General features: G+C 34.0%; 16 protein-coding genes and 1 pseudogene. 9 read left to right on the forward strand and 8 right to left on the reverse strand.

Annotated features, from left to right (window positions below; all coding sequences use genetic code 11):
- The coding region (locus J5V48_RS04965; RefSeq protein WP_336244986.1) for a TetR/AcrR family transcriptional regulator at positions 1–624 on the forward strand (624 nt) is incomplete at its 5' end.
- A 179-nt stretch (positions 625–803) separates the two neighbouring features.
- Positions 804–2,462, forward strand: coding sequence for a hypothetical protein (locus J5V48_RS04970; protein WP_219937465.1), 1,659 nt, complete (start codon positions 804–806; stop codon positions 2,460–2,462).
- On the opposite strand, the gene J5V48_RS04975 is transcribed toward J5V48_RS04970, so the two are convergent.
- Both J5V48_RS04975 and J5V48_RS04980 read right to left on the reverse strand, forming a co-directional pair.
- Positions 2,455–4,701 carry a DEAD/DEAH box helicase gene (locus J5V48_RS04975; protein WP_219937466.1) on the reverse strand — a complete coding sequence of 749 codons (2,247 nt, stop codon included), beginning with the start codon at positions 4,699–4,701 and terminating at the stop codon, positions 2,455–2,457. The two genes, J5V48_RS04970 and J5V48_RS04975, sit on opposite strands and share 8 nt — an antisense overlap.
- A 2-nt stretch (positions 4,702–4,703) precedes the next feature.
- Positions 4,704–6,050, reverse strand: a complete 1,347-nt coding sequence (locus J5V48_RS04980; RefSeq protein ID WP_219937467.1) for an ATP-binding protein — start codon at positions 6,048–6,050, stop codon at positions 4,704–4,706.
- 160 nt (positions 6,051–6,210) lie between these two features.
- Here J5V48_RS04980 and J5V48_RS04985 point away from each other — a divergent pair, with 160 nt between their 5' ends.
- Positions 6,211–7,299, forward strand: coding sequence for a hypothetical protein (locus J5V48_RS04985; protein WP_219937468.1), 1,089 nt, complete (start codon positions 6,211–6,213; stop codon positions 7,297–7,299).
- Positions 7,300–7,321: 22 nt separating this feature from the next.
- Here J5V48_RS04985 and J5V48_RS04990 read toward each other — a convergent pair whose 3' ends face one another.
- Positions 7,322–7,717, reverse strand: a complete 396-nt coding sequence (locus tag J5V48_RS04990; protein ID WP_219937469.1) for a winged helix-turn-helix transcriptional regulator — start codon at positions 7,715–7,717, stop codon at positions 7,322–7,324.
- Between the two features lie 124 nt (positions 7,718–7,841).
- On the opposite strand from J5V48_RS04990, the gene J5V48_RS04995 reads away from it, so the two are divergent.
- Entirely contained in the window at positions 7,842–8,222 is a 381-nt protein-coding gene (locus J5V48_RS04995; protein WP_219937470.1) for a cupin domain-containing protein, read from the forward strand.
- Between the two features lie 39 nt (positions 8,223–8,261).
- On the opposite strand, the gene J5V48_RS05000 is transcribed toward J5V48_RS04995, so the two are convergent.
- A complete protein-coding gene (locus J5V48_RS05000; RefSeq protein ID WP_219937471.1) occupies positions 8,262–9,467 on the reverse strand; it encodes a type III PLP-dependent enzyme in 1,206 nt (401 codons plus the stop codon).
- Between the two features lie 363 nt (positions 9,468–9,830).
- Here J5V48_RS05000 and J5V48_RS05005 point away from each other — a divergent pair, with 363 nt between their 5' ends.
- Complete coding sequence (locus J5V48_RS05005) at positions 9,831–10,646, forward strand: hypothetical protein (protein WP_219937472.1); 816 nt, start codon at positions 9,831–9,833, stop codon at positions 10,644–10,646.
- 165 nt (positions 10,647–10,811) lie between these two features.
- Here J5V48_RS05005 and J5V48_RS05010 read toward each other — a convergent pair whose 3' ends face one another.
- The gene (locus J5V48_RS05010; RefSeq protein ID WP_219937473.1) at positions 10,812–11,024 is read right to left on the reverse strand and encodes a hypothetical protein; all 213 of its coding nucleotides are present in this window, start codon (positions 11,022–11,024) and stop codon (positions 10,812–10,814) included.
- A 424-nt stretch (positions 11,025–11,448) separates the two neighbouring features.
- On the opposite strand from J5V48_RS05010, the gene J5V48_RS05015 reads away from it, so the two are divergent.
- From J5V48_RS05015 to J5V48_RS05030, 4 genes and pseudogenes are all read left to right on the forward strand, one after another.
- Positions 11,449–11,613, forward strand: a complete 165-nt coding sequence (locus J5V48_RS05015; protein ID WP_219937474.1) for a hypothetical protein — start codon at positions 11,449–11,451, stop codon at positions 11,611–11,613.
- 33 nt (positions 11,614–11,646) lie between these two features.
- Positions 11,647–12,891, forward strand: a pseudogene (locus J5V48_RS05020) (ISAs1 family transposase); the annotation flags it as partial.
- 770 nt (positions 12,892–13,661) lie between these two features.
- A complete protein-coding gene (locus J5V48_RS05025) occupies positions 13,662–13,922 on the forward strand; it encodes a hypothetical protein (RefSeq protein WP_219937476.1) in 261 nt (86 codons plus the stop codon).
- 168 nt (positions 13,923–14,090) lie between these two features.
- Positions 14,091–15,428 (forward strand): tyrosine-type recombinase/integrase, encoded by a 1,338-nt coding sequence (locus J5V48_RS05030; RefSeq protein WP_219937477.1) that lies wholly within the window; start codon positions 14,091–14,093, stop codon positions 15,426–15,428.
- A gap of 80 nt (positions 15,429–15,508) precedes the next feature.
- On the opposite strand, the gene J5V48_RS05035 is transcribed toward J5V48_RS05030, so the two are convergent.
- From J5V48_RS05035 to J5V48_RS05045, 3 genes are all read right to left on the reverse strand, one after another.
- Positions 15,509–16,336: a hypothetical protein gene (locus tag J5V48_RS05035; RefSeq protein WP_219937478.1), complete on the reverse strand. Its 828-nt coding sequence runs from the start codon at positions 16,334–16,336 to the stop codon at positions 15,509–15,511.
- Positions 16,326–16,640 (reverse strand): hypothetical protein, encoded by a 315-nt coding sequence (locus tag J5V48_RS05040; RefSeq protein WP_219937479.1) that lies wholly within the window; start codon positions 16,638–16,640, stop codon positions 16,326–16,328. Before J5V48_RS05040 ends, J5V48_RS05035 begins: the two co-directional genes overlap by 11 nt.
- 61 nt (positions 16,641–16,701) lie before the next feature.
- The gene (locus J5V48_RS05045) at positions 16,702–17,340 is read right to left on the reverse strand and encodes a hypothetical protein (protein WP_219937480.1); all 639 of its coding nucleotides are present in this window, start codon (positions 17,338–17,340) and stop codon (positions 16,702–16,704) included.
- Positions 17,341–17,389: the final 49 nt, after the last annotated feature.

Here is a 17,389-nt window from a genome sequence, read left to right on the forward strand (position 1 = left end):
AACACGAATTATGCATCCAATGTTTATACTTTGTTCAAAAGTGTGAACTTAGTGCTGATCCATAATTTCGCCATAATTGAAAATACATCAATGAATGAAATAGCAAAGCTTGCAGGCTACAGTAAGGCTACTTTGTATGTCTACTTTGCAGATAAAGAGCAGCTTGTATCTTATCTGGTTCTCAGAAGTATGAATACACTGTATGAGATCATTAGTGCGCAGATGCAGAATAAAGATAAAAGTATTGAGGAAAGATTTTTTTCCTTGTGTATTGCACTATACAATTATCAGCAGCAGTATCCTTTCTATTTTGCCTTAACTCAAAAGGAAATAAGAGTTGTCGGTGATCTTTGTGACTTTACCGGCGAAGAAAAAGAATGCTATGAAGTTGGCAAAAAAATAAATGCCGTTATTTATGAATACCTAAAAGAAGGTAAAGAAAAAAAGATCTTCAAGCAGGATCTAAAAGATTTCTCAACTGTATTTGCATTGTGGGCAATGATTTCAGGAATAATTTCAATTACTGCAAACAAGAGAAATTATATTGAATTATCCAGTCAGGAAAGTATAGATACCTTCCTCAATTACTCCTTTAGCCTTGTGTATAAAAGTCTCCTTACATAAAGAATACACATACTTTAAGCCACATCTTTGTATGTGGCATTTTTTTTCAAAAAAAGTTCAAATATCATATCTTTTTGATTTATAAAAATAATTTTATTTCAATTGGCGTTTTGCGCCACTTTAAACATAGCAAAAAAAATCTCTGTCGTATCATCATGATAATGTTAGGAGATATAAATATGCTTTTTAGAAAAAAATATAAAAACAAAGGACTCTTTCTTGATGTTAAGGATTTGTGTTACTTAATTGATAAAAGAGTAAATCTCAATATTGAAAAAAGAGTAAGTGAAAGGCTCATTAAAGATATTGGTCATACAAAAATCTTTAATGAACTAGAATACCTTGTACTAAAGGATAAAACAAATCTTAAGACAAATCATGATACAAAAGAAACCTATGACACATTTGAAGTTAACCCAGGATTCAATTATCAGGATCAGTTTATAAGTACAGTTGCGCTAATAAAGGAAACATCCTATTTATCAGATGATCATATTCTGCTTTATACAGACAGACTAAACGATTTCTTTGGACCTCTCAATACAAATGAATCAAAAGGTTCGATACTTGCGTTAAGCTATAAGATCATACTGTATGCACTGAAAATTGGAAAAAACAATTCCTATTATTTTGAAGATAACTCTGTAAAAGATGCAGCTCTTATGATCATGCTCACCGCAACAACCTACTGCCTTGGAAGAGCTTTACATTCATTTATAGTTAAATCTGACGAAGATAACAAAAATGAGGTTGAATACAATCCAATCAATGAAACACTAAGAGAATTTATCTTAAAAAACGATACTCTCAATATTAAGCAGATCTACAAAGAGTGTAAAAAGGATCATATACAAATTCTAAAAACAGGACTGCTCATTGCAAATTCCTTAGTTAAAGACACCCGTGAGCAACTTGATGACAAAGAGATAATATACAACCTCTTTTGCATAAAAGAAGACGATATTCTCTTTAAGATCCTGAAAAAATCGATCTGCGTATGCCTTGAAAATGCTGAATGTGATGATCAGTATCTTGAAGCTATAAGACCTGTTTTTATAGGAAAAGCTCATACGCCTAAAGACTGGGATACAAACGAGGAGTTAAAAAATAAGCCTTATTTTTACGACAAGGAACTGCTAATGAATACCAATATTCGACAAGCTGTAACTTACTACGTAAATAAAAATGAAAGCGTAATTAACCGATTTATGAACGATTACAAGGATACAGTAGAAAAACATTATCTAGATAAAATTGAAAATGAAAACAAGACGCAGAGTTTTGAAAATACTCTGGCAGAATTAAATGCAGAAAATAAAAAGGATTTTGAAAAAAGAGAAAGATTAGTCAAATCTTTCGAAACCACGCTTTCTGGTTTTAATATTGAACCTAGTACAGAACCTAAAGAATACCATGATTTCTTTTTGCGTAATGAAGATTTCTATGATGACGCAGACAAGATCTTTATTGTAGGAGATACAATCGAGGAAGCTCATGAATATTTTGATGGATATATACAAAAGATAGAGGAATTAGCTCATCTTGCAGCATCAAATGAGGAAGTAAAAAGATTACTTATAAACGAATGCACAACTATAAAAAGGTGCTTGGATAATATAAACGGATTTGCAAGAGATAAAGCGGTAAAAATTAATTTTCAGCTGTCGCAGGATCTTTTCAATGCAACCTTTTTTGATGATTACTTCCAAATTCTCAAAAAGGTTGTCATCTGTGTAAAGGGACCTGAAACCAAAAATGTTGTAATCAAATATCTAGCAAGATTTTTTCAGGACCATTTAATGAAAATTACAAAAGCTTTAGTAGATATTCTTAACTAAGTTCTTTTTTAAGAATACGTAAAAATTCCATAGCACCTTGAAGATCTAGCTCACTATGAGCATAAGCCATCTGTTTTAATTCAAGAGAGATATATTCATCATGCTTATCTCTATCAAGATGGCGGATCTTCTTTACCAGATCAACAGGATTGATTTCTGAATTATTGATAATGTTATAAACTGCAACCTTAAGAGAATCCATAGGAACAAATTCAAGCTCAATATGGGACTTGTACAGACTTGCTTTTATATTCTCTTTTCTAAGTAAAAGAACAATAGTCTGCATTACTCTGTCACCTTTCCATGGGAACAGAGAAATACCCTTTGCACCTTCGTAGTAGTGGCATCTATCAAGTTTGAAAAGATTAAACAACTCAATGCCTCTTAAAAGATGCTCTTTAGCCTTTTTATTTAAATAAGCAGGCACCTTTTTTTGCAGATAGATATCTCTCATTCGTTCTCGAATGATGTCATATATTCTACCTGATGCTCCATTTACTGTTAAAGGCTGTGTATCATACTGATAAGGTTTAACGCTGATAACATGTCGTTTTGATGAAAAGAAGACCACTCTCCATCCTCTGCCTGCGAACAGGAATGTAGAATCCACTTCAAGTTCATAATTTAAAGGAACTGATCCAATTATATGACCATCATGTTCAATCAGATATTCTTGTGGCGTATCAAAGGCAGCATAAAAACTCCACTCTGAAACTAGACTTTCACCATTCAAACCTAAAGTGAGTGAACCATCGTTTAACTGTACAATCAAATCATGTTCACCAAGTGATCTTAAAAAAGCAGCAAATACTTTAGGAGTACAAAGACAGAATGGTCCTGTCTGACATAAAAGCTCATAAAGAGCCTTTGCACTTACAGATCCAAATGAAGCTATAACAGACAGTGTCTGCTGAAGGAGCGTTGAAAATGAATACTCATGTGATAAAGGTGGTTCATACCATCTTTCTAGAAGAAGCTCTATCATCGCTACTGTCATAACAGTATCTTCATAAAGCTCCTCATGATTAGAATTATTCTCACCTTCAGGAAGAAATACACGCAATACAGCTTTGTGATCACGACGTCCAGCTCGTCCTAGACGCTGTCTTAATGATGCAACAGAAATAGGGTGATCAACCTGGCCAATTGAATTTACATCTGAGATATCAATACCAAGTTCAAGTGTAGCTGTGCAGATTGCTGTTGTAGGCCATCTTCCTTCCTGCAATCTGTATTCAAGTGATTCTCTTAAATCCTTTGATAAGGATCCATGATGAGGAAAAAACTCGTTTGGGACAAAATTCTCAGAGCACTTCATTTCAAGTTTTGCTGCAATTTCTTCTGTTGCAGATCTTGAATTACAGAACACAAGATTATTTTTGCCTCTTAGAAGTCTGAAAATATCATCTGATATCTTTGAATAAGCATTTTCCTCTAAAGAAGGCTGGTTTTCAGCTGAATCCTGTAACTGCTCTTTAAGGGAATTATCATCGCTTTGATTATCCTTAAAAAAAGAATCCGGCTCAAAAGGTTTGTCATAACCTTTTATCTGAACACTTAATGTATCTTCACTGCCTTTAGGTGCTGTAATAATTCTGCACCTAACTTTTGAATTTGGTCTTAAATATGATGAAACAGATGTTGCATCTGAAAATGTAGCTGATAGAGCTATTCTTGGGACTAGCTTACCAATAAGATTCTCTAATCTGTGAAGCTGGGACTGAAGCTGATAACCTCTTTGTGTGCCCATAAATGCATGAAATTCATCTATTACAACATAACTTAAATACTTCATGCTTTCTTTAATCCATTGAACATGGTTAATAAGCATTGATTCTAAAGATTCAGGTGTTGTAAGGATGATTCCAGATGGAGAGTTTTTCAGATTCTTTTTCTTGCTTGCACTGACATCTCCATGCCAAGGAGTTACATTGTCAGCACTGAATTCACACATCTGCTCTAACCTTCTGCACTGATCGTTAATCAGAGCCTTTAGAGGACTGATATATAAAATCCTGATTCCTGTTTTTTCAGGATTTTTGTGAATTGCTGTTATTGATGGTAAAAAAGCTGCTTCTGTTTTTCCACTTGCAGTCGATGCAGAAATAATAACGTCTGTCTTTGCCTCGAGAATAGGCCTAACCGCCAACTCCTGAATAGGAAGTAAAGACTGCCACCCTTTTTTATGCATCCATCTGATTAATGACGGATCTAGTAATTCGAGGCTTTGTTCATTCATATCTATAATGTAAATGAAGTCAGATCATCGTCATCCTCATCATCCTGAGATGAAGAATTTTCATCTGATGACAGAGTCTGACCTTTTACTATTGTAACCAAAGAGGTATCTGTTTCTGATTCAATCTTAATAGAGCCAATCAGTGCCTGCCATGAAAGATCAGGATTCTGCTCGATAACTGATAAAAGATCTACAAATGCCTTAATTGTATTTCTTGGTGTTCTAAAATATGCATCACCGATATTCTTTGAACAGTGTACTAAAAAAGCTTTTAACGCTTCATCAGGTAAAAGGTAGTTTTCACTCTTGCCAGATGCAAATACATTTCTGATATTGCAAAGCAGAACAAAAATTTCTTCAGGAGAAAGATTCTGCAGCATGAGAATAGGACTTCTGTAATCAACAACATTTGCTACTTTTGCAAAGGTATTTTCTGCAAGTCTTGAGTGTAATGCTTCATATGAGTACAGACCTTTTCTCTGATCCATCAAAAATTCAGGTGTACCACCGAACATAAAACCAATGTTCTGTGCTGATCCTTGAAGACAGTCATTTAATATTCTTAAAAGCTGTTCGTAGTTAGAAGTTCTTGCTCTTTGAGATGGTAATTTGTACAGATTTACCATTTCATCAAGATTTACTAAAAGACCTTTATATCCTGCCTGAGTTATAAATCTTGATAACAGTTTGATGTGATCATAAACATTTGAATCTTCAACTATTGCTCTTACACCAAGATCTCTTTTTGCATCTGCTTTAGTTGTATATTCACCACGAAGATAACGGATTACACAGCCTTTTAACTCTTCATTGTCTTCGTTGTATGCCTGCCAGTATTTTGCAATTACCTGAGCAAAATCATATCCATCAACAAGCTCTGACAGAGACGAAAGCTTTTCTTTAATCACCTGCTCTACGTCACGACCAGTCTCATCTGCAATTCTTCTTTGCTCTGTTATGAATTTCTCTACAAGAGGAACCATAGCATTACCTTCTGGATGAGCTCTTGTTGCAAGATTTCTTGTTAATTCCTTATAAAGAGATCTTGCCTGACCGGACGATGCAAATATTCTTCTGTCTGGTGATAAATCGGCATTGATTACAACCAGTCCCTTTTCTAGCGCAATATAGCGAATAAGCTGAAGGAAGAAGGATTTACCGGCACCAAAATCACCAATAACCATTCTGAAGGCACTGCCACCTTGAATAATATTATCAATGTCTTCGATTAGAGCTTTTACTTCATTAACTCTTCCAACCTGAATATATTCAAGTCCTGTTCGTGGAGTAACACCCGCTCTTAAAGATTGGATAATTGCAGCACGTTCCCTTGGTCTGATGTTTGCCATGGTAACTCCTAAAAAAATTGTAAACTGCATATTATATAACATGTTTTCTTTATGTAGAGAATAATTAATACCGTATGTATCATATTCAATATTTGAATTTCTCAAAAAAATCATTCTTTTCTATACTAAAAATAACTCCTTACACAATATAGGTGCATTTATGTATGTTCAGATAAGAATGGTTCGTAACTGTAAATACGTATATGTAGTCGAAAACAGGCGAAGAAAGAGTGATGGCAAAATTGTAAGAAAAACCATCGATAAACTTGGTAAATTAGATGATTTACTAAAAAAGGATCCTCTTTTTATTGAACATCTGAAAGCAACACTGAAAAATAAAGGCGAAATTGCAAAATCTGAACAGCGGTTATATGAAAACCTTACAATAAAGGCTCAAGAGAATGAGCTATCCGCCAACCTAAACAATGGATATCAGTTTATCTATTATGCAAATGAACCATTAAAAAGGTTCTGGGATGCATATTTAAACCTTCATTATTATTTCAAATATCTGCAGAGAAAATACTACCGGGATCTGGCATTTAATATCGAGGAAAAAGTATTTCATATGATGCTTGAATATCTTATTCCTGAAGCCTTTACCCTTAAAAGATCAAATGCTTTTTTTAATGAAAAGGTAGATCTGATTCATGAACGAAGCACAGATGAAGAATGTAAGGAAATCATCTTTAATACAAGGACTCGTTTTGAAAAATATATTAAAAGATTGGATAGAGTAAGATTTCCGTGGTATCAAACTGTTGCAAAAGAATATGACAGCCTATGTGCTGCAACAAAAACAAATTTAGATAAGGATAGCTATATTGCAATTTTTAAGCATATTTTAAAACAGAGCTTTCTTTATTGCATAAATCATTATTTATCTATAACTCATAAAGTTTCATCACTTAATGTTATTGAAGAGGCAATTCAGAATTCCAAACTGATAAGAATAATTCCTCTAGATAAAGAAAAAAACGAGACTATTTATATAAAGATTGCTCATAAAACTACAAAAATAATGGATGCTATTACCCTTATTGTAGGAATGGATATCGTTGATAACTGCCAATCAGAACGAGAACTTATTAGAAAACTTAGATACAGAAAAAAGGATTTGGATATTGAAAATATTGAAAATGAATTTGAATACGACAACCTTGATTATGAGCTTGTTGATCAGAGTAAACAAAAGGAAGTTGAAGAAGAAAGCAGTATCAGCTTTGTATTCGGCTTAAGACATACATAATGAGTCTTACTTACAGAGTAACTTAAGGTTCTTTTTTCATATTTGTATTGCAACCACATCTTTTACACAAAGGAATGCTCTCATCATGACTTGTAAAATGAACGCCACCCCATTTACACAACTCCTGCAGTGCAGGTAGAAGAGTTTTACAATAATCTGAAAGACTATACTCAACATGAGGCGTCAGTTCTGTTGATAAAACATGTTTTACAATCAGATTTTTATTTAGCATTTCTTTTAAAGTTGCACTTAATACAGCGTCGGAAACTGATACAAGCTCATCTCTAATCTTTGAATATCTAACGGTGCCATATGTATGAAGAACACAAAGAACACGGCTATTCCATTTTCCACTTATAAGAGAAATTGCATACTCAAGTGGACAGCGAATGTCTTCTTGCTTTTTCTTCTGATACATATTTTATCCTTACAAAGAAATTTATTAGTGGCTAATAAATTTATTAGTATCTTACATTTAGGCAAACAATAAATAATAATTCAACACTATACAGTAAACATATCGACATATAAAGGAGATAAAAATGAGCAAGGAATCATACACATTTAAATCAGTAGATCTAAATTCAGATAGAACAGAGCTGCATGATCTTTTAAATCTCACTGGATGTGAAGTTTCTATTAATAATATGGCCCCAAATACACAAGCACCTTTTTTCCATTACCACAAAGAGAATGAAGAAGTGTATGTAGTGTTAGAAGGTTCAGGTTTTGTATACGCAGATGGTGAAACTATAAAAGTTGAAAAAGGATCTGTATTCAGAATGGCTCCATCCGTTAAACGATGTATAAAAGCTGAAGAAAACGGTATACGTTTTTTGTGTATTCAGTGCAAGGAGAATTCACTAGCTCAGTTTACATTCGGTGATGGTGCTATAGATAAAACAATTGAATGGAAAATCTAATCATTAAAGGCGGAGTAAGCTCCGCCTTGTAGTTTGAATTTAAGCTAAACGAGCTTTCTGCTCTATCTCAAGAGTTGTAACAGAATCATCTTGTGAATTTAGCTCTTCATGAAGTTTTTCAAGAGATTCAACAGAAATAATTTTTGCTTTTGGAATAAAGTTGAACTCGGTTGCTGTTGCAGATGTATAAGCCCCCATCATTCTTCCTACAAGAAGATCACCAACTTTTAGGTGTGGTAAATTGATACCCTCAGCAAGAATATCAATACTGTCGCAAGTAGGACCTGCTAGTACACTCTTTTCAGTTAGTGGGCTGTCAGAAATAACTGATTTTGGATAAACTACATGATCAAAAATCTGACCACTATAGCTTCCATAAACGCCATCATCTACATAGTACCAAGGAACATCCTGGCGACGAGAAACACCAACAACTGATGAAACAGAAATCATGCATGGTGCTGCAATAAATCGACCAGGCTCTGCTTTAAGCTCGAGATTCACAGGAAGCTTGTTGCAAGCTTCACGAATTGGAGCACAGAATGCATCAATATCAGTATCTTCTGCATTTAAATAATCAACAGGGAATCCACCGCCAATATCAAGGATCTTAAGGTCAATTCCATCTGCTTGAGCCTGACGGATGATACCGTTACATGTTTCAATAGCTTCTACGTGACGCTTAGGGTTAGGTGCTTGTGAACCAACATGGAAAGAAAGTCCAACAACGTTAATTCCAAGTTCACAGGCAGCCTTTAGCAGATCCATTGCCTCATCTGGGGTGCAACCGAATTTCTTTGATAGATCTACAGGAGTTTCTGGATTTGGGAAACTTAATCTTAAAAGTAACTGAACATTCTTCTTGTATGGAATGAATTTTTTAAGTTCACAAAGATTGTCATAGACGAATACTGAACAGCCAAATTCCAATGCATAACGAATATCACTGTCTTTTTTGATAGGATGCGTATGAATGCAATCGTTAGGAGATACCCCCTGACTCTTTACAAGATCTATTTCTCCATTTCCTGCAAGATCAAAACTTGCACCAACTGCTTTTAATGCTCTTATAACATTAGCGTCAGGTAGTGGTTTTACAGCATAGTGAAGTCTGAAATTAGGCAAGGCTTGCTTTAGTTGAAGATACTGGTTCTGTACTTTGGAGAGATCCTGAATTAAGAATGGAGAACCGAATTTTTTAACAGCTTTTTTTAAGTCAGCATTAGTTAAAAGTGACTGTTTCATTGTCTTATTGTACACCTCGACTTAGAGACCTTTGTGTCTCCGATAAAAAATCCCGGCCAAACAATGTGACCGGCGTTGTTTTTTTTTGCGGCGTCAACTTTAAGGAATTATGATAAATATGACAATACTTTTTTTTAAATTAGTTTATTAGCACCAATGTAGTGCAAATCACTGTAAAAATAGCAATACAATACAGTTTTAAAATCAAAATACGTTTCTTTCACGCCTGTTTTTTAATTATTTTGTAAATTAAGAAGAATTCTTTTTTTGACCTTGCCTTTAACTTTTGAACTATTCAAATTTTTCTGTAGATCTTATTATTATAATAAGTATGTAATCACTCTTATCTATACAAGGAACAAAATGGCAATTGCAACATTAAAGAACTTTGATGAATATGAAAAGAACTATTACTCATCATTACAGGCACATCCTAACTACAAAACTTTAGCTTCAATTATTGAGCCTTTTTTAAAAGAGATAATTGAAGAAGGCGAGTTCTACGTAAGAGTTCATACACAAACGCTTAAACAGATCTTATTATCAGGAAGACTAAAGAATGCTTTAGAAGCATCAGGATCTGCAAGCTTTGGCGGAGGAAAGTCCCGTATAAACAGTACAGTGCACCTGTTTAACTGTAACACAGAAGAATTAAAAGACTCAGACTACCCAAGATTTGGATATCTTTCATGTAAAGACAGAAGAAGGAACTTTTTTGCCACTGCTGACATGGGATTTCAGTATGGAATGAGTGTCATTAGATTAAAAAAAGAGAAACTTTTTAATAGAACAACAATAAGTGTTGGATCAACATTAGATTTTGGAAGTTATAATTTTTTAGTGCCTAGTTATCTTGATAATCCTAAAGCAAGTTGCATTGTATCTTTTCCTAATCATCCATTGCTAAACATAATAATGGCGCCTCAAAATGCAGGATCATTTAAAAACCTTGAAATTATTGCAAAAGGAATAATAGATAAGAAAATAACGGCTGATAACTTTTTCAAAATTGATGATCTATTTGGAGATATGGTTCCTCAGTTTAAGTATTTTGAACTGCAGTTTCATGGTGATATAAAAACAGATGATTTTGAATGCATTGATACTGATGAATTAGATCCAGATGTCGAAAAAATCTGTAACGATCTAAAGATTAATATCGAAGAAATGGCTTTATAAGGTCTTTAAGAAAATCATACCCAAGACCTTAAGCAATTTTAGCAGAAGGGTTTGGTTGGTTAACGATCTGCCATACTAAGTAGGCAGATCTTTTTGAACCAGAAAATGGAAAAGTAAATTTCTATAAAAAGAAGGACATAGAAAGATAATACCTATTTCCTATTCTCAGGAAAATAAACGTACATATTTTTTTGTGCCGTCAGCATATAATTCGTAAATCCCTTTTTTATCCTGTCTTATGATAGGTACGCCTGCAGCCCAGCTTTTTTCAATTGCTTTTTTTAGATTTTCTCTCAAAATTTGAGGATTGCACATTTTCTCAAAAAAAGCCTGACCTGGACTTATATTCCTAGATTCAAAACTATTTTTTCTATTCATTTTGCCAACCTATAAAATATCTTTCAGCACTGATTATAGTTCATATTTATATTTATGATGACATTAAAGATTACATCAACGTTTGAATTACCATTCTAAATCAGATTTTTATTCTTCTTTTCTATATTTTTGCTTTCGACAGGACCTATTTTCTCATTGATAGTAGTAACAATATATAAGCAAATTAACATTACACCTTGAATAGCCATCTTCTATAGATTTATAAAAGAATGTTATGGCGACCACACCATTTGAACTACATCACAAAGTAGCAAAGTAGTTCAGAAAAAAATTAATGTAAATTAATCAGTTAGTTACAACACTGATTTCGCTCTTTAAAAATGTGATTCAGAGATCAAACTTTAGGTTAAAGTATTAATATTCTATGCTCTGTAACTTAATGAAATAACATAAGAATATTAGTATGACACCAGAAGAAAACTTCGATAAAAAGGATGCACAGTTCTTACAGAGAATTATTGAACTAAACTTCAATGATCCAAGATGTCAGACTGCCATTAAATATTGTTTCTCAGTAATAGCATCAGTAGTCATTATGGCTAGAATTGCAGGAAACAATAACAGCTGAACACAAAGGTTATTCTGGTTAGAGAACTTAGAGTCCTTAAAGTCTATGTTCTATGGTTTAGATGATGAAGTTCCAAGTGAACAAACCATCAGACGAGTTATATCAGGCGTAAAGACAGAGGAAACAATCAAGTTCTTGACAGAGTACTTTTCGGAATACCAAAAGAACTCACAATCATCAGAAGATGAAGTTCCATTATCTAAAAGAGATGTTATAGCAGCTGATGGACAGAATATCAGAGCTACAAGACAGACCAAGAAAGGTAATGATGCCCGTAAGAGCACCGGCTATGATTTGGTCAGTCTGTATTCAACCAAGTATGGTTTAACCATCTCTCAGAGAGCTGTAGATAAGAAGAACCATGAAGCAGAAGCAATCCTTGAGATGATAGCAACTTTAAACCTTAGAAACTGTATTCTCACCTGGGATGCTATCAATACCAGAGCTGTAACCTTAGATGCTGTAGTAAAAGCATTTGCAGACTTCTTAGTCAGCCTTAAAGCTAACCAGGGAGAGCTCTTTGACGTAATTGAAGAAGCATTCAGCTGGCTAGATGTAGATAAATTTCAAGGTGAAGTTCTGTCTTCATCCAGAACCAGTACTGACCATGGCAGAATAGAGACTAAAGAAATATCTATTCTCAGTGCTGAAGATATATTAAGCACCGACTTGAAAAGAAAATGGACTCATGTTCATTCTGTAATCAGAGTAAGAACAAGCAGAATTTATAAAAGTTCTGGTGTTCAGACTGAAGACAGAGAAGACAAGTTCTTTATTAGCTCTATTACACCTGATGGTTTAGACCCTTCTTTTGCTGCTACTATGCAAGATATCATTCTCTCAAGATGGCAGATTGAAAGTCGCCACTGGGTGATTGATGTAGTCTTTGGTCAGGATGCATTACCTTTAAGAAATAAAGAGTACATCGAGAACTCAACTGTCTACACCAAGATTGCCTGCAATGTATTAAGCTACATTAGAGATCATGTCCCTTACTACAATGGTAAGCCTTGGTCTTTTGAAAGCTTACAGATTTTAGCAAGGAAAGCTCAAACCAACTTCATGTTCCTAAAAGCATTCTTTACTAAAGATATGACAGAAATAGAGAACGATGAAAGATTCATTGGGATCTTTTACAAAGAGCCTGAACCTACAGGTAATGATGTACCTGATAACCTTGAAATTACAGGTCATGAGAACCAGATAGATGACAGCTTCATGCTTGCTAATCTGGTAAGACGAAGTAGCAAGATTAAAAGCAAAAGAAAACTCCGTTAGAGTTTGATTTCTGAATCACATTGTTAAAGAACGCCTTTGTTGGTAACAACTGAGGCTTTTGGTCATGGCTTAATAAAATAAGCCACAACACAAGGCAGATAAATCTGCCTAAAACTGGTAAAAAAACTGGCTACAACATCATTGTGATCTCGATCTATGTGTGTTGTCGCCATAAAAGAATGTCCCATAAGTTACAGATATCAGATCTAATTATACTAATCTTTCTATGTGTCTTATGATTTGGACTTGGCAGAATAACAGACTCTTTTTTCACACAAAATATCGATTTTTTTAGTGTTGTTTTTGTCAGTTTTTGCTCTATCAGCAGATAAGGAATGTAACAATGGCTTATTTAAGCCAAAGTTAAAATTTTGAAAAAATAATTTGAAAAATTTGAACAGTAGAAATCAGAAGAAATATTCTGACAATTCAATGATTTAATACTGTAATGACGACTGGTGCTGATACCGAGTACAGCATGAGATTCAGTCATTACACCTTGGTTTTCACAACAAACCATGATATAATTACTCCAGTTTTTGGTTTTGGGAAATGAGCTTAAACATTTTTTGTTTAGGCTCATTTTTTATTCTACATCAAAATTTCTTAAACATCAAAGTATATCAAAAAATATTAAAAATTTAATTCCTTATTTTAGAAAGAAAAAATTATTATTTCATTGTATTATAAGGACAATAATTTTTACCAATTCACTTTTAATACGTGTTATTATCAACATCAACAAACAAAGTTACATTTATTTTATATATATGAAGAAAAACTTAACCAATAAAGATATTCTTGAAAGAATTGTATCACCAAACCGCTTTTTAAAGGCAATTGATGACTTGGTAGATGCTAAATACCAAACTCTTCCAGGAAAGATCAGGGATGGCATAAAGGACTTTGTTAAAAGTGAAAACATGGAACAGATTTGGAATGCTCTCAATATTCAGATTAAAATTATTGATGAACATGCAGGCCTTAAAAGAAACAAAAAAGACTCATTCTCAATTAGAGAATGGCTATAATACAAGTAATTTTTACTTTATTTTTCAAAGCGTTATTTTTATACATCGTTATTAAATTAAGTACGATGATTGCTAGCAAAAATTTCCCTTTCTTACTCTATTGTCATTTTACCATTTAAGAGCATTTAAGAGGGGATTATCGATTAGTTTTTATTATTACCGTGTATTATGCCTAAAATTCTTCCTCAAATTAAGACAAGTGAATTAAAAAAACTGATAAAGAGCAAACAAAAAGGAATCTTTTCATTGGGAGGCTCTTTTGGTCTTGTTTTGCGAAAAACAGAATTCTCTTCAACCTATCAAATTCGCTATTACTTTCAAGGAAAGCAGAAATTCTGCACTATTGGAAATAGTGAACTTATTTCCTACAAGGATGCAAAAAAACTCTGCCTAAAATACAGACAGATGGTTTTTAACGGAGAAGATCCAGCCGAAGTAAAAAGAGCTCAACGAAAAAAAGACGAAAAAGAAGCTAAAAAGACAACGATTAAACATCCTTTCTGGAAAGTAAGCGATGAGTATTTAAACTTCAGAGAAGAAAGTGGTGCTTTTAAACATTCTATGAAAGGAAAAAGAGATTATTCATCTATGATGGTAACTTACGCATATCCAGTTATTCAGAATATGGATGTCAGTGCTATCACACCGGATGATATTCTGAAGATTTTAAAAGATCCATATGTAAACAAACCTTTCATGGCCTCAAAACTTAAAGGTCATATAAAAGGAGTTTTTGATTATGCAATTTTAAAAAAGTATCGCACGGACTCGAATCCAGTTGATATGGATGGAAGCCTGGGAATAATCCTCAAATCCTTAAATTCAAAGAAGAAACAACCATCTCATAACGCAGCACTAGATTGGAAAGATGTACCAAAACTGATAAAAGCATGTTTCAATCGACATACAGTCCCTGCCTATGAGCTAATCTTTTCCATTCTAACGGCAACAAGATCTAAGGCCGTAAGGCTCATGGAATGGACTGAAATTGACTATCGTGAGAAAACCTGGACTATTCCTCTTGCTCACGATAAAAACAAAAAGGAAAATGCAAACAGAACTATTTACCTCTCAAAAGCAGCTTTACAATTATTAAAGTGGATAGAAAAACGCTCTGAAACAGTTTTTGTGTCGAATTTATGCAAGGCATATAGCGATTCAGTCTTTAAAGCTGTTATTTATCAGTTAAATGAAGAACATAAGAGGTTTAAGACAACACCTTTATTTGTTGATAAATCAATACTCGATCCGAAAACAAACAAGCCTGTACCAATTACGCAACACGGCACTGCAAGATCATCTTTCAAGTGCTGGGCAAGTGCTGATGAAAACGCATCAAAAAGATACAATGTTGATGCCGTTGAATTGTGTCTATTACATGAAAGAAAAGATCCTTTGAAAGGAGCTTACGATAGAACAAAGCACATTTCTGAAAGACGAAGGATCATGGAAGATTGGGGAAATAACTGTACATCTCTAATATCTGACAAGTTTTGGGGAAAGTAATTATACCTACAGTATCCTGATTTTATTTTAAAATTCATCAGGGTACTCCTGTTTTGCTTCATATTCATAGAAGTCCTCTTTTATCGCTCGATATCAGGTGAAGATTTTGTTTTCTTGCTAGAGTTTAACTCTTGAGACTTGTCTCCTTTCGCTGAAAGAGCCAATGCAGTTTTTTCTAGTACAGAATCAATACTCTTGACTAATGCATCTCTTTTATTAAGGAAAATCTCAGACTGGCTGTCTATTGGGAAATCAGCAGAGTAACGATCCATAAATGCGATTTGCTGTTGAGCATGTAGTGCTTTTGCTCTTTTTAAGGATGTTTCTCTTGTATTTAAAAGTTCTGAATATTCAGGAGAAAGGTAATTGGCAAAATTCATGTTGCGCAAAGATGCAATGATGCTATTTAAACTTCTATGAACAGAATCTAAAGGTAATCCCTGAGCAAACTGTCTATCTACACCTGGTACTGCAGCCTGAATTTGAGGTATGTAACTTTCATAAGTTTTGTAGTTTGCACAAAACCGTTTAATCCCTTTTAAACAGTCTATCTGCTTTGAAAAATTGTTTAATGCACCTTCTTGCCTTGCTCTATCACCATTATGCATACACATTTCAAGATAACTGCATAACCCTACCATAAAACAGTCCATTTCAGCAATTTTGCTAATATTGCCTTCTAATGCAACATTTTTAAGTATATTTGATAATTTTGAACAACCAAGATCAAATGGTTTTAAACTACTTCCTGCCCTAGTCTCACAAAATCGTTTAAAAGATAATTCTGTTTCATTTGAATATTTTACTGCTTTCAAAAAAATATCAGACGAAGCAAAATCAAAAGGGAAACTGCTTTGTTTTGAGGAAAACCATTGATGAGAGAAATTATTTGAAGAATTAAAACTCATCAGGGTAAACCTTCTTTGCTTTTGAGAGATTAAGGAATTTAATTGCCCTAAAACCTCCTGCTATTTTGGCTGAAATTGCAGTGAATGGCTCAGCAGGGATTCTATTTAATATTGTGCAAGCCTCCTCGTTGAGACCTCTCTCGAATAAAGCATCTGATTCTTCAAAGATACTTTCGATTTCTTCATCCGTCATTTCAATATCATACTTTTCTCTGCAAGCGTAATAATCCTCCCACTCTTCTTTTGTCATTTCTGGGAAGTCCCTATACTTTGGAGGATTTGGTAATTTCTCTGGTATTCTCATATTCACCTCAATGTTTGTGAGTCACACATCTACACATCTTCTTTGAGATTATAGAATAAATCTAACGATTCATATTTAGCTGTCTTTGATATTCATTCTGTCGCATCTGTTCTTCAGCCTCTCGTTCTGCCTGTTCACGTTGTTCACGCTGTTCAGTTGCTAGATCTGCAGAAATTCTTTCTCTGATAGTCTGTTCGAGTCTCTCTTGAGCTAGTTCCTGTTCATAGATGTTCTTTGCCATCATAAGATCAGCACATCTTCCACTAGAAATGTATTCAAGAAACTTTCCGCAGGCATGGGCAGTGCAATACTTTTCACCTAGAACTGAAGAGACCTGCTGATAAAATGAATAGTATTCTGGACTTGAGAAAATCTTTTTAACACTATTCACCGTACTATTATCATACTGTCTTTTTTTATATCTATAGATACCTATTAACACGGCACTTAAAACAACTAACACATACACATAGTTCTGCTGCCCAATCACGCCAATAATATAGTCACCAACGAAAACAAGTTTTGACAAATAACCAATCAGACAAGCGCATGGAGGAGCAATCAAGAATATATAGACAAGAGAAGAGAAGCACCAACCAATCCATGACTGTTTAGCATTGAAGTATGACTTTTCAAGGGATTCATAATAATCAAGCTGAGCTTTGCAAGCCACCAAAAATTGAACAAGTTGCGGATTCATTTGATTAACTCCTATTAAAAAGCCCTGCATATGCAAGGTCTATGAATTG

Source organism: Succinivibrio faecicola, from assembly GCF_019448115.1.
GTDB lineage: Bacteria > Pseudomonadota > Gammaproteobacteria > Enterobacterales > Succinivibrionaceae > Succinivibrio > Succinivibrio faecicola.

Excerpts from the sequence above, each read along its gene's own strand:
- J5V48_RS04970 (WP_219937465.1), top strand. The coding sequence starts at position 804 with ATGCTTTTTAGAAAAAAATATAAAAACAAAGGACTCTTTCTTGATGTT.
- J5V48_RS04975 (WP_219937466.1), bottom strand. The coding sequence starts at position 4,701 with ATGAATGAACAAAGCCTCGAATTACTAGATCCGTCATTAATCAGATGG.
- J5V48_RS04980 (WP_219937467.1), bottom strand. The coding sequence starts at position 6,050 with ATGGCAAACATCAGACCAAGGGAACGTGCTGCAATTATCCAATCTTTA.
- J5V48_RS04985 (WP_219937468.1), top strand. The coding sequence starts at position 6,211 with ATGTATGTTCAGATAAGAATGGTTCGTAACTGTAAATACGTATATGTA.
- J5V48_RS04990 (WP_219937469.1), bottom strand. The coding sequence starts at position 7,717 with ATGTATCAGAAGAAAAAGCAAGAAGACATTCGCTGTCCACTTGAGTAT.
- J5V48_RS04995 (WP_219937470.1), top strand. The coding sequence starts at position 7,842 with ATGAGCAAGGAATCATACACATTTAAATCAGTAGATCTAAATTCAGAT.
- J5V48_RS05000 (WP_219937471.1), bottom strand. The coding sequence starts at position 9,467 with ATGAAACAGTCACTTTTAACTAATGCTGACTTAAAAAAAGCTGTTAAA.
- J5V48_RS05005 (WP_219937472.1), top strand. The coding sequence starts at position 9,831 with ATGGCAATTGCAACATTAAAGAACTTTGATGAATATGAAAAGAACTAT.
- J5V48_RS05010 (WP_219937473.1), bottom strand. The coding sequence starts at position 11,024 with ATGAATAGAAAAAATAGTTTTGAATCTAGGAATATAAGTCCAGGTCAG.
- J5V48_RS05015 (WP_219937474.1), top strand. The coding sequence starts at position 11,449 with ATGACACCAGAAGAAAACTTCGATAAAAAGGATGCACAGTTCTTACAG.
- J5V48_RS05025 (WP_219937476.1), top strand. The coding sequence starts at position 13,662 with ATGAAGAAAAACTTAACCAATAAAGATATTCTTGAAAGAATTGTATCA.
- J5V48_RS05030 (WP_219937477.1), top strand. The coding sequence starts at position 14,091 with ATGCCTAAAATTCTTCCTCAAATTAAGACAAGTGAATTAAAAAAACTG.
- J5V48_RS05035 (WP_219937478.1), bottom strand. The coding sequence starts at position 16,336 with ATGAGTTTTAATTCTTCAAATAATTTCTCTCATCAATGGTTTTCCTCA.
- J5V48_RS05040 (WP_219937479.1), bottom strand. The coding sequence starts at position 16,640 with ATGAGAATACCAGAGAAATTACCAAATCCTCCAAAGTATAGGGACTTC.
- J5V48_RS05045 (WP_219937480.1), bottom strand. The coding sequence starts at position 17,340 with ATGAATCCGCAACTTGTTCAATTTTTGGTGGCTTGCAAAGCTCAGCTT.